The 13380-nt window shown below is 44.0% G+C and carries 10 protein-coding genes; 4 read left to right on the top strand and 6 right to left on the bottom strand.

Going from position 1 to position 13380, the window contains the following annotated elements; translation table 11 throughout:
* The first annotated feature begins 34 nt into the window (after positions 1-34).
* Positions 35-2407 carry a beta-L-arabinofuranosidase domain-containing protein gene (locus ACVW2L_RS16895; RefSeq protein ID WP_457129126.1) on the top strand — a complete coding sequence of 791 codons (2373 nt, stop codon included), beginning with the start codon at positions 35-37 and terminating at the stop codon, positions 2405-2407.
* 97 nt (positions 2408-2504) lie between these two features.
* A complete protein-coding gene (locus tag ACVW2L_RS16890; protein ID WP_457129125.1) occupies positions 2505-3518 on the top strand; it encodes a dipeptide epimerase in 1014 nt (337 codons plus the stop codon).
* Here ACVW2L_RS16890 and ACVW2L_RS16885 read toward each other — a convergent pair.
* The 4 genes from ACVW2L_RS16885 to ACVW2L_RS16870 form a co-directional block, all read right to left on the bottom strand.
* A complete protein-coding gene (locus tag ACVW2L_RS16885; protein WP_457129124.1) occupies positions 3511-3960 on the bottom strand; it encodes a 3-oxoacyl-ACP synthase in 450 nt (149 codons plus the stop codon). The two genes, ACVW2L_RS16890 and ACVW2L_RS16885, sit on opposite strands and share 8 nt — an antisense overlap.
* Positions 3961-4743, bottom strand: a complete 783-nt coding sequence (locus ACVW2L_RS16880) for a molybdopterin-dependent oxidoreductase (protein WP_457129123.1) — start codon at positions 4741-4743, stop codon at positions 3961-3963.
* The gene (locus ACVW2L_RS16875) at positions 4724-5425 is read right to left on the bottom strand and encodes a cytochrome b/b6 domain-containing protein (protein ID WP_457129122.1); all 702 of its coding nucleotides are present in this window, start codon (positions 5423-5425) and stop codon (positions 4724-4726) included. The genes ACVW2L_RS16880 and ACVW2L_RS16875 overlap by 20 nt, the downstream gene beginning before the upstream one ends.
* A 69-nt stretch (positions 5426-5494) precedes the next feature.
* Positions 5495-6256 carry a DUF1223 domain-containing protein gene (locus ACVW2L_RS16870; protein ID WP_457129121.1) on the bottom strand — a complete coding sequence of 254 codons (762 nt, stop codon included), beginning with the start codon at positions 6254-6256 and terminating at the stop codon, positions 5495-5497.
* Positions 6257-6518: 262 nt separating this feature from the next.
* Between ACVW2L_RS16870 and ACVW2L_RS16865 the strand changes: the two genes are divergently transcribed.
* On the top strand, positions 6519-7901 hold the full coding sequence (locus ACVW2L_RS16865; RefSeq protein ID WP_457129120.1) for a hypothetical protein: 1383 nt from the start codon (positions 6519-6521) through the stop codon (positions 7899-7901).
* 39 nt (positions 7902-7940) lie between these two features.
* On the opposite strand, the gene radA is transcribed toward ACVW2L_RS16865, so the two are convergent.
* The gene (gene radA, locus ACVW2L_RS16860; RefSeq protein WP_457129119.1) at positions 7941-9407 is read right to left on the bottom strand and encodes a DNA repair protein RadA; all 1467 of its coding nucleotides are present in this window, start codon (positions 9405-9407) and stop codon (positions 7941-7943) included.
* A gap of 166 nt (positions 9408-9573) precedes the next feature.
* On the opposite strand from radA, the gene ACVW2L_RS16855 reads away from it, so the two are divergent.
* On the top strand, positions 9574-11514 hold the full coding sequence (locus ACVW2L_RS16855) for an SMP-30/gluconolactonase/LRE family protein (RefSeq protein WP_457129118.1): 1941 nt from the start codon (positions 9574-9576) through the stop codon (positions 11512-11514).
* A gap of 376 nt (positions 11515-11890) precedes the next feature.
* Here the strand turns inward: ACVW2L_RS16855 and ACVW2L_RS16850 are convergent, their stop codons facing one another.
* On the bottom strand, positions 11891-13297 hold the full coding sequence (locus tag ACVW2L_RS16850; protein WP_457129117.1) for a sialate O-acetylesterase: 1407 nt from the start codon (positions 13295-13297) through the stop codon (positions 11891-11893).
* Positions 13298-13380: the final 83 nt, after the last annotated feature.

Genomic DNA, 13380 nt, shown 5'->3' with positions numbered 1-13380 from the left:
TTACAGACCGATTTCCTTTTTTAAAATAGATATTATGAGAGTGTTTTTTTCTATGCTTTTGTTAGGCGGAAGCCTTGCGGTTAACGCCCAGATACCACCCAAGCCGCAGGCGCCGGGACTTAAGTTGTTCCGCATTCAGGATGTTCATTTATTGCCAAGCCCATTCAAATCTGCAGAAAGTGTAGATCTTAAATATATGCTGGCGATGAACCCTGACAGGCTGCTTGCTCCCTTTTTGCGCGAGGCGGGACTAAAGCCCAAAGCACAGAGCTATACCAACTGGGAAAACACGGGGCTTGACGGCCATGTGGGCGGGCACTATTTAACAGCTTTGGCGCTGATGCACGCATCAAACGGAAGCCCGGAGGCATTAAAGCGTTTAAATTATATGCTGGATGAGCTAAAGAAATGCCAGGATGCTAACGGCGATGGTTATGTTGGCGGCGTGCCCGGCAGCAAGGAACTTTGGGCCGAAGTTTTTAAAGGCAACACAGGCGCTTTGGGAAAAAAATGGGTACCATTTTATAATATCCACAAAACATTTGCAGGCTTAAGGGATGCTTACGTATTAACAGGCAGCGAGACGGCCAAAGTTATGTTCATAAAATTTGGCGATTGGTTTGTAAAATTGACCAACACGCTATCGCCGGAGCAAATACAAAAAATGTTAGGCACAGAGCACGGCGGCCCTAATGAGGAGTTGGCAGATTTGTATGCTTTAACCGGCGAAAAAAAATATTTAACGGCAGCTTACAGTTTCTCGCATCAGGCAATATTGCTGCCACTTGAAAAAGGTGAAGATAAGCTGGACAATTTGCATGCCAACACCCAAATCCCAAAGATCATCGGCTTTAAGCGCATTGCAGATGTTAGCGGCGACACATCATACAACGCCGCTGCAGAGTTTTTCTGGAAAACCGTGGTTAACAAGCGAACGGTTGCTATTGGCGGTAACAGCAGGCGGGAACTTTTCAATCCGTCAAATGATTTTTCGCAAATGATTACGGAAGTGCAGGGCCCAGAAACCTGTAATACTTATAACATGCTAAAGCTTACCGAGGCGTTGTTTTTAACGGATGCTACCTCGGGTTACATGGATTTTTATGAGCGGGCGCTGTATAATCATATTCTTTCATCGCAGCACCCAACAACAGGGGGCTTTGTTTACTTTACGCCGATGCGCCCCGGCCATTACCGTATTTATTCGCAGCCCGAAACCAGCATGTGGTGCTGTGTAGGCTCAGGTATGGAGAACCACGCCAAATATGCTGAAATGATCTATGCGCACGATGCGAATAACCTTTTTGTAAACCTGTTTATCCCATCAACCCTAAACTGGAAAGAAAAAGGCCTGGCATTAACACAAAACAATACTTTTCCAGAGACAGAGAAGACCTCGTTCACGGTTACAAGTGTCAAAAACAGTGCTTTCACCATCCAGTTAAGATACCCATCATGGATAAAAGATAATGGGCTAAAAGTTACTATAAATGGCAAGGCCTTCCCTGTAAAAAAACAGGCTAACGGCTACGTAGCTATTAAACGCGCCTGGAAAAAAGGCGATAAAGTAGCAGTTGAATTGCCAATGCAAACCAAAACGGAACGCATGCCTGATGGATCTAACTACGAAGCGGTAGTTCACGGGCCTATTGTTATGGCTGCAGAAATTGGTAATAAAGATATCCCGCTACTATTTGCTGATGATAGCCGTATGGGCCATGTTGCCGCCGGTAAGGTTTTGCCATTGCAAAATATGCCAATGTTTGTAAGCAACGCCACTGCTAACGATGCCAGCTTTATAAAGCCGGTAGCCAATGAGGCACTTACCTACAGTATGAAAGGCCTGGTGTATCCTGAAAAATTCCAGTCTTTAAAATTAATACCGTTTTATAAGGTGCATGATAACCGTTATGTTATCTACTTTGAAAAAGAAACACCGCAAAGCTTTGAGGTTATTAAACAAAAACTGGCCATTGAAGAAGAAGCCGCTGCTAAACTGGCAGCCGCAACAGTTGACGTAATAAACAGCGGAGAGCAGCAGCCGGAGTCTGACCATTTTATTGATAGCGAGAATTCTGCTACCGGCGTAAACCGAGGCCGCCACTGGCGCAATGCTAAGGGTTGGTTCAGTTACAAGCTGGTTGATAAAAACAAAGAAGGAGCAACCATCCGCTTAACTTACCTTGGTAATGAACGTAACAAACAATTTAACGTATTAGTTAACGACCAGCTGATAGGTAAGGTTAGTTTAGACGGCAGCAACGGCAACGACTTTTTTAGTGTGGATTACCCAATTCCGGCCGAGGTTTTAAGCAAGGCAGGGAATGGTGGTTTGACAGTGAAATTTGCTGCAGCAGAAGGCTCAACTACGGCTAATATTTATGAAGTACGTTTAATGCGTAAATAAAATATGTTTGAATGGCCGAACGCATACCTTATTGTGAGGGGGTGCGCTCGGCTGAGTCAACATATCAAAAAGAAATATTTAGCTTTGAGGCTATACTATGAAGCTAAGCTATCAGCCTTTTGATTTACTGCTGAAACATACGTTTACCATTTCAGGCCATTCTAGGGCTTCAACACCGTTAATGCTGGTTCAGTTAGAACACGAGGGCCTTATAGGTTATGGCGAGGCTTCTATGGTGCCCTACCTGGGCGAAAGCATTCAAACCGCCACCAATTTTCTCGGAAAAATAAAAACCACACAGTTTAAGGTGCCTTTTGATTTTGTTGCTATCCATGCTTATCTGGATAATATCGCCCCCGGCAATACCGCAATTAAGGCAGCTGTTGATATTGCCTTGCATGATCTGCATGGTAAATTAACCGGCAAGCCCTGCTGGCGGTTAATGCAAAGCAACCCGGCGCTTATGCCGCCCACCAGTTTTACAATTGGAATTGATACACCTGATGTAATGCGCGAAAAGGCGCTTGAAGCAAACGAGTTTAAAATTATTAAGATCAAGTTGGGTGGTGAGGGTGATAAAGAACGGATAGCCGCCATCCGGTCTGTTACCAATGTGCCTTTATATGTTGACATAAATCAGGGCTGGACCGATAGAAACCTGGCTTTAGAAATGATATGGTGGCTGTTTGAGCAAGGCGTTATATTATTGGAGCAGCCCATGCCTAAACAGGATGTTGAAGGTAATGCATGGATAACATCGCAAAGCCCGATACCGATTATTGGCGATGAAGCCGTTCAGCGCCTTGCAGACGTGGAGAAAGCCGTTGATGTTTATCACGGAATAAACGTTAAGCTGATGAAATCCGGCGGGATGTTTGAAGCCAAACAGATGATAGATAGGGCCAGGCAATGTGGACTAAAAGTACTGATTGGCTGCATGAGCGAAAGTAGCTGCGCCACCCTGGCCGCTGCAGCCCTTGCGCCACAATGCGACTGGGCGGATATTGACGGCCCTTTCCTTACGACTAATAATCCGTACGAAGTGCCTGCATTTGGCGATGGTAAATATCTGCTTAGTGACTTTGCCGGCCTTGGCTTAAAACTTAAATGATCTGCTTAACTGTATAGGTTTTACCGTTGAGGTCGAAAGCATCTCCGGATTTAAGGCCCTTCATTTTTTGGCCGATTGGCGATACCAAAGAAATAGCAAAATAATTTATCCCCTCCACCTGCATAGTACCGGCACCTATGGCAATATAAAAATTGCCTGAATCTGTAATCACCACGCAGCCGTTATCAACAATATTTGATGCAGTAATGGGCACCATGTTGAGCTGCACTTTTAGTTTATTGGCCTGATGCAACTGCGCCATATTGCGGTTGCTTTCCTGCTGTGCCATTTCGCGTCCTGTTTCGTACTTATCGCCTGCGCTGCTTTTGGTATCATCTTTAGCTGCCTGCTGCGCCTCGTTAATGCCCTGTTGCGCCGCGTCAATACTGCGTTGCACGTAATTAAGACATTCCTGATATAGTTTTTGCTTTAAATCGTTCATTTATAGTCCCGCGTAATAATCGTACCCGCGTTCGGCCCAGTAATCACGCGGGCGATCGTTACTAAAGGCAATAGTACCAATTCGCTTTAAATTTTTAATGCCGTATTTAACAGGGATGATTAAACGCAACGGCGCGCCATGCTTAATCGGGAGTGGCTTACCATTTACTTCGTAAGCCAGTAGCGTTTGCGGATGAGTAGCGCTTGGCATATCCAAACCCACGTAATAGCTTTTGTCCGGCGTTTCCATGCCCACATAGGCTAATTGCGTTTCGTTATGCAGTTTGAAATGATCTATCACATCGGTAAACTTAACACCCCCCCAATGCGATATCTGATCCCAGCCTTCCACACATTTAAATGCGAATACGATCTCTGTTTTAGGCAGCGCCTTTAATTCATCCAACGTTATATTTAATACCTCGCCGGATGTTTTCTGTATTTGCAATCGCCATGCAGCAATATCAAAAGGGGCTTTCAAGTTCATACCAACTGAGCTGTTGTACCTCACCTGCTTTGCCGCCATTGATTTTGGATACGTTTTCACCAGGTTTTTATGGCTGAACGTTTTCCTGAATACCTGCTCGTTTTTATTAAGTACAGCACGAAGCGGCGCATGCGCACCTTTGGTTATTCCTGCGGTCTCTTTAGGCGAGTTATACAACCATCGCCACGAAAAAAACGCACCGGCAGATAAAGCGGTAAAAGCGCCAAACGAAATAAAGGTTCGCCGGCTGATCTTTTGATCAACAGTTAGCGGCTTTTTATATTTTTTTGCTGCCATCGTCGTTTTTTATCTTTTTTGAAATCACTTTGGTTTCCAACACCTCAAAACCTGTAATTACCGACCGGAAATTGTTCCATCCGGCTAAAAACACTTGTACTATATGTATCACAAAGAAAAACACATAGCCCACCGTTAAAGCAAAATGCAATATGCGCGCAAAATGATATCCCCCACATAACCAGGTAATGTAATTAAACTGTACAGGCTTATAAATAGCCAATCCCGTTATTACCGAGCCTAGGCCCATTATAATAATTGCGGTATAAGCAATGCGTTGCGCGGCGTTGTATTTATCCTGCGGAGGCGCTGTTTTTCTGATATGCAGATCATGCAGTAAAACCAGCCAAGCCTCTTTAAATGATCTCCGGTTTGGAACAAGTTGCCGCCACTCGCCCGAAATTGCGGTATAGATCACATAAAAAATTCCATTTAGTGTAAAAAACCACATAAACAGGAAATGGAAGGCCATCCCTTCTGACAGGCGGTGCGGTATACTTAAGGCATCATAAAACCATTTTGGGAAAAACCGCACATAGGTATGTCCAAATAGCGTAATAGCGTAAACATCATTGGCCCAATAAATAAGCAATCCACTCCATATCATAATGGTTAGCAGCGGAAAGTTTACCCAATGAGCCCAGCGCATGGCTAAAGAATGCTTCTCTTTAATTTTCTTCACGCTATTTATTTATTTATTAGATATATAAAGATAACTGTAAAATGCGGCTCCGTACTCAATTTTATAATTTTAAAGAAGCGCGGCTTTTGCGGCTCCGGTAATTTCGCCAGTCACCGTATTTTGCAGCAAACCAATTATCTCTATATTTTTAGCTTTTATGCTCGTCGGCAGGTTAAAGCGTTCTGTTCCGCTTTTGTCAGCCATCGCGTTAACTTTGTGCAGTGCCCTCACAATTTGCACATGTGAAAGTTTTCTGCCATTGTTCTCGCCCGCCTTAACGTCGGTTTGCGCATATTTTTCAACTAATGCCAAAAGCAGGTCTATGCCGGGTTTTACCTCGGTTTTATAATTTACAGTTAAACTATTCCCCTTAACATTAACTAATGATAAAGCCAAATTGGGCTGCGCAATGGTTTTCAATCCACTTTCAATAGCTTTATACAGATTACCCGCTTCTGAGCCCACAAACTCTGTCTTGCCATTCACCACTATCTGTGGTGTGTAAACAGATTGAAGCTTTAAATGCTGTGCATAACTACGTTGCCTTTGCGAATACTCATTGCTGCTAAAAACATCTTTCCAACCTAATCTATTCCAGTAATCAACATGGTAAGCCAGTATATAAACCGGTTTACCGGCGTACTGCTGCTGCACTTTTGCTACCAGGGCATCTGCCGGGGGGCAGCTGGAACAACCCTCAGAAGTAAATAATTCTACTACGGCAAAGCCCTCTGAAACAGTCGTCACGCGGCTGGCAGTTGTAAGCAAGGCGACTGTTGTAACAAAAGCTACAATTAAGGCTCCAGTAATATATTTTTTTATTTTTAACATATTGGCTAATACTATTTGAGTGTGAGGAGTTATACCATAATTACGTATAATAACCATCAACAGTTTATAAATATGAACTTCAAAAAATGTTAATATATGTTAAATAAAAAGCCGGTGCCATTAATAGTTATTGATTTAAAATACATTTAACAAATTTTATTGTAGCAGGCAGGCGGGCAAAACCGTTTAAACAATTACTTTTGTACCCGGACTAAAGGGTTTTATAATTCCATCGCCTGTCCTTGAAGTATATAACGTGAATATGAAGAGATTTTTCTTAGTTAGCTCAACTTGTTTTTTAATATTGGCAGCCATGTTAACAGGCTGTTCAAAACCCCCTGAGACACTTATAGACGCTATTGTTACTACTGCGCCCGTAGTAACGGATGTAACGCCAACCTCCGCTAAAGTTGGTGGCGAAATAGTATTACAAGGTAATCCAATTACATCTAACGGCGTGTGCTGGAGCACAAGTAATGCCAACCCCACAGTAGGCGACTCAAAAGCAGTGTTAGATTCTTTGGTGGGAGCATTTAAAGGAAAACTTACCGGGTTAACCCCGTCTACAAAATATTATGCAAGGCCTTACGTAATTAACCAGGCCGGCACGTTTTACGGGGATGTAATATCCTTTACTACGCCATCAACTACTTTTAAAATTAATACCACGGTAAGCACATTAGCCGGCAGCGGCGATTTTGGTTATGCCGACGGTACCGGCATCAGCGCGGTGTTTAATGGCCCCGATGCCCTCGCGTTTAATAAAACAACAGGCTTACTGCAGGTTAGCGATGTTATTAATAACACAATACGCACGATATCGACTGTTGGTAACGTGCGCACCCTTACCAGTACAGACAGGGGTTATACCAATGGCGCTTTACTTAACGCCAGGTTTTATGGCACTCGTGGAATGGCTATTGATGCCGCCGGCAACATGTACGTTGCGGATGCGGGCAACAATGTTATAAGAAAAATTACTGCTGCGGGCGCAGTAACTACTTATGCCGGCTCGCCAACAGGCGATTATGGCTTTGTTAATGCTACAGACCCATCTAAGGCAACCTTCAAAAGCCCACGCGGTGTTGCGTCAGATGCCGCAGGCAATCTGTACGTTGCTGATTATGGCAATAATGCGATACGTAAAATTACCGCTGCAGGCGTAGTAACCACATTGGCCGGCGATGGTGTTGCACGTTATATTAATAGTAGCACCGCTAATAACGCAGCATCATTTAACGGACCGATTGCCTTAACTGTTGACGCGTTGGGTAACCTGTATGTGGCTGATCAAAATAATAAAGCTATACGTAAAGTAGATGTAAGCACTGGTACAACAAGTACTGTAGCCGGAGGATTGATTTATCCTGATCAGATAGGTTTTCCGATTGCTATAACAACAGATGCGCAATCTAACATCTACATAGCCGATAGAGGGGGCCGTATTATGGAATTAGTGGTTGCCGGTCGAGCATTGTATACCCTTGCAGGAAAGCTCAATACTGCCGGCTATGTAAACGGCGTGGGTGCCGATGCTCGTTTTAACGGGCCAACCGGCTTGGCATTTGATGCTGCAGGTAGTGCTTACGTTGCCGACTATAACAATAATGTCATACGCAAACTGGCAATTACTGTTACCCCATAAAAGATTTTGGATGATCGGCGGTTCAATATTTTCCGGCGATCATCCAAACAATAAACCAAATACTTCTTCAATATTGGCTACGGGTTTTATCTGGATGGTATAACGGGAAAGATCAATACTCATTTGTTTGCTTTTACCGCCTTGCGGTAAATTGTATTTTGATATAAAGATCTGCTCAAAGCCGAGTTTCTGCGCTTCGGCAATGCGCTGCTCCACTCGGTTAACTGCCCTAATTTCGCCCGATAATCCTATCTCACCGGCAAAACAGGTTTTAAACGGAATAGGTATGTCTTCGTGCGATGAGATGATGGCAGCTGCTAAGCCTAAGTCTATCGCCGGGTCTTCAACCCTGATCCCTCCTGTAATATTTAAAAATACATCCTTGGCACCGAGCTTAAATCCGCATCGTTTTTCTAAAACAGCCAATAACATGTTCATGCGTTTGGTATCAAAACCATTGGCATTACGTTGTGGTGTCCCGTAGGGCGATGTGCTTACCAGCGCCTGGGTTTCAATCAGCATGGGTCGCATGCCCTCCAGCGTTGCCGAAATGGTAATGCCGCTTAACGGCTCATCGCGTTGCGAAAGCAATATTTCTGAAGGATTAGATACCTCGCGCAGCCCTTCCCCCAGCATTTCATAAATCCCTAATTCGGATGAAGAGCCAAAGCGGTTCTTCACCGTACGTAAAATACGGTAAACATGGTGCCTGTCGCCTTCAAACTGTAAAACAGTATCAACCATGTGCTCAAGTATTTTGGGACCGGCTATCATGCCATCCTTTGTTATATGGCCGATCAAAAAAACAGGTGTAGCGCTCTCCTTGGCAAACCGCAACAATTCGGCAGTACATTCTCTAACTTGCGACACACTGCCAGGCGTTGACTCAATATGCGCAGAATGCAGTGTTTGGATAGAATCAACCACTACCAAATCTGGCTGTAATTCTTCTATTTGCTTAAATATGTTTTGGGTAGATGTTTCGGTGAGGATGTAGCAGTTGCTTTTAATTTCGAATTTCGAATGTTCAATTTCGGATTTTTGACTGCCAACTACTAACCGCCCACTGCCCACTGCTGCCAATCTCTCCGCCCTCATCTTTATCTGTTTCTCGCTTTCCTCGCCTGATATATACAGCACCTTTTGGCCCGGCATATTCAGCGCCAATTGCAGCATAAGGGTTGATTTGCCAATGCCCGGCTCGCCGCCGATCAGCACCAGCGACCCGGCCACAATACCGCCACCTAAAACACGGTTAAATTCGGCATCAGGGGTTAACAGACGATGTTCTTCAGTAAAGGTAATATCAGCAACGGCTACCGGCTTATTGGCGCGCTGCTGTGTGGTAGACGCGCTGGTTTTCCATGTCGGTACAGATGTGTTGGGCTTCTCCAATACTTCCTCAACAAACGTGTTCCACTGCTGGCATGACGGGCACTTGCCCAGCCATTTGGCGCTCTCAAAGCCGCAGCTTTGGCAAAAATATGCTATACGGGTTTTAGCCATTTTATTAATGTGCAGATATGCTGATGTGCAAATGTGCAGATAAATATCAATTAATAAAGAATATTGCTAATATAGTTAGCACAAGCGTCCGTTTGTGACAAAAAAGAAATTTGGCACTTGAAAACGAAATAGTTAATTTTCGCTTCAATTATCACCAAACCAAACTATGAGAAGATCATCAATACACAGTGGTATTTTTAAATGCTTACTGGCCATGTTTGCGGTTGCACTGGTACAGTGTAAACCAGCCTCGACATCTGAGTGGGAAAAAAAGAATGAAGAACTTATTGAACAATATAAGTTAACCAAACGCGAACTTTCTGGCCTGCCGGAAAATGGCATAGCATCTAACCTTGCTGAAGGTAAAGTTATGGCTACAAGTACCTTAGATAGCGCCGAATTATATCCGGGCGTAAAAGCAAAAATGTTTTGGGGAACTGGCTTAATGAGCGTTTTGATAACCCTTGATGCCAACGCTAGGATCCCGGAAGAAACCCTGCCTGCTGACAGACTTTTATTTGTTATGGAAGGATCAATTGACCAAACCATTAATGGTGCTGCTGTTACAATGACTGCGGTAAAACGCGTTGCACCGGATGGCGAACATGCCGGCACACCGCGCACCGACTTTGTTTATCTGCAAAAAGGCAGTAAAAATGCTGTTACAGCCGGAGCAACAGGCGCTAAAATATTAGAGGTATACAGCCCGTTTCGTTTAGATTATTTGACCAAAGCAGGGGTTAAGAATTTACCGGCAGAGGTTAAAGACGTTGACGCTGCTATGGAGCCAAACATTGCTCCAAACAAAGTGTATGATCTGTATGATATTCAACTTACGCCAATTGCTAAAGGCGCACACACCCGCTTAATATCTACCAAAAACGTTCAGCTGAGCTTTATTTCTATGGATCCGGGTTCTACGTTTGAGCGCCACATCCATCCTGAAGAGCAAATGATGTTTGTTTTACGCGGAGGCTGCGACGAGATATTACTTGACGGCCAGCAAGCTATGAAACCAGGCGACGTGGTACGCATCCCTTACAACATGGTGCATGGCGCCAACATCGGCGACTTGGGTTGTGATGCTATTGATATGTTTTGGCCAGCACGTGCAGATTACTTAGAAAAAGAGAAAACAGCAGCTGCTGCCTACAATGCCATTATACCTGCCGGCGCTAAACCGGAGTTGTTTATAGATGGCGGCAAAACCAAACCAGGCCTGATCTTTAGCGAAGGCCCTAAATGGATGAATGGCAAGATCTACATGTCGAGCATGTTTTTTGATAAAGACTTTAACGCTAACCCTAAAAAGAGCTCAACTGTAGAGATAGATCCTAACGGTACTTACAAGGCTATCTCTGCAGGTAAAATGCAAACCAATGGTTTGTATCCTTACAAAAACGGTAACCTTGTTGTTTGCGACATGATGGGCCACCAGGTAGTTGAAATGACAACCAAGGGTGAGGTAGTTAAAGTTATAGCCAACAAATATGATGGCAAATCTATAGACGGTCCAAACGATGTTATAACCGATGCTAAAGGCGGCGTTTACTTCACTGACCCGCAGTTTACCATGGAGCCCACTAAGTTCCAGCCGGGCCGTGCGGTTTATTACGTATCGCCAACTGATGGCAAAGTAACGCGTTTAACCAAGCCTAACGAGTTTGCAATGCCTAATGGCATTTTGTTGTCGCCTGATGGCAAAACGCTTTACATTAACAACTGCTATGATGACGAATCATGGTACCCTGTTAAGAGCGAGAAAGACAACTACATCTGGGCTTATGATGTTAACCCTGACGGCACCATCAGCAATGGCCGCCAGTTTGCCAAACTGTTCCTTGTTGACCTTGTGTTAGACAGAAAAGGCCGCTCATCAAGTGCTGACGGTATGGCTATCGACAAAAATGGCAACATATATGTATGTACTTATTATGGTGTGCAGATATTTAACAATAAAGGCGCTTTTGTTGGCATGATCAACCTGCCACAGTTCCCGGTAAGCCTTTGCTTTGGCGATAAAGACATGAAAACCCTTTACATTGTAAGCTTAAACAAGGTTTTCAAGATCCGCACTAACGCGACAGGTTATATAAACTATCTGTAAGCATTAAAGCATTTATTAAAACGGCTCTCATCTGAAAAGGTGAGAGCCGTTTTTTGTAATGCGACGCCGCTTTTCCACCTTGCGCGTTTCACAGATATATATGATATACGCGAAACAAATGAAACAACATTTCTCATAATGGTCTGAATATTAATTGCATACAATTTTGCCGTGAAACAAAATGAAACTACTTATTCGTCAGGAAAGTTAGCTGTAACATGGCATCAAGTTTTTGATTGCCAGCACGTTGTGAAAAGGAAAATTTAAGACTTTTTTAGCGTGATGATGAAACGCCCATGTAATAGTCATACCATTATAAAACAACAAGGGCCTGCAATTGCAGGCCCTTGTTGTTTATTCAAATCTTAAAATATCACTACTTCCAGTCATCCGTTCTGAACGGATTAACTGGCAAGCCCTCTTTGTTAAACAGGTTTGACATGGCTATATTAGTGAAAGAGAAGCGCACGGCTACCGGGTTAGGCACTGCCTTGCTGGAAACTACTATTTTGTCTTTTTCCAACTTCACCGCATCTGCCGGAACAAAGTTGTGATCTTCGCCTGCTATCATAAACTCCGTTGCTTGCTTAGCATCACCTTTCAGCATAAAGCCATTGGGTGCGTAATCAAAGTATAAAGAGGCTTTTCCTTTGTTTATCTCCATATGATTAAACAAGGGATTACGATATTCTGCAACCGGGATAGGTTTTTTGTAAGTATCTGCCAGTGCCAGGTTAGCCAGCCTGTTGCCTACAGTCAGCTTGTCTATCGGGTGCTGACTTTTAATATCATCAACCAGATCGGTTATTACAACCATACCCGTTTTTGGATACTTAAGCGCACGGGTCTGCTGTTCATACAGCAAGGGCGCTTCTATAGGCGTTTCATAGCCTGAGAACGGCGCTATCTGAACAATATAGAACGGAAACTCGTTCCCGTTTAACTTGCGCCAGTTGGCTATCATGCCGGTCAGCATTTTTTCGTAAGCATAAGCGCGTGGGGCGTTGCCCTCACCCTGGTACCATAAGGTGCCCGCAATGGTATAGTTAATAATAGGCGCTATCATGGAGTTATAGATCAACCCCGGTTTATCAGGACGGTAAGTTACGGTCTTGATAGTTTTTGATGCTTTTATCATGTCAGCATCGCTGTCAATAATAGATTGCGGTTCCCAAAGCTCAATAGGGGTTCCGCTCCAAGCAGATTGGATCAAACCGATAGGAACGTTCAATTCTTTATTGATCTTCTTGCCGAAAAAGTAAGCTACAGCGCTAAATCTTTTTAACGATTCTTCGTTACAAGCCACCCATTTTCCATCAGCAAATTCCTGTGGATATTCTGATGATGCATGCGCTACCTGAAAAAAGCGGATCTTATCGTTAGCTGCAGTTGGCAATTCGTCTTTTATCTGCTTGTTGTTGCTCACTTCCATGTTAGACTGGCCGGAGCAAAGCCACACCTCGCCTATTAAAATATTCTCTAACACAATGGTGTTAGACCTTCCTTTAAGCGTAATGGTATAAGGGCCGCCCGCAGGTGGCGTAGCTATCTGGATCTTCCATTTACCAGCCGGCGATGTGGTAACTTCGTCGGCAGTAGTTTTCCATGACGAGATAATAGTGAACCGCTCACTGGCATCCCCCCAACCCCATAAAGTGGCTTTGCCATTTTGCTGTAGCACCATATTGCTACCTATAATAGGCGGCACCCTTACAAGGGCGAAGGAATTGGTTGCGCAAAGTAGCACGGCCAACAAAGGCAATAAAAAGGAGAGCTTTTTCATTTTATGGATGATTATAATACTATCAAATTTAACTCCCCTCTTCAGAGGGGGGCGCTGTTGACGGTGCGGCTGCGGGGGTGTGT

This window comes from Mucilaginibacter sp. HD30 (assembly GCF_054061755.1).
This window is presented reverse-complemented; position numbering and strand designations above follow the sequence as displayed.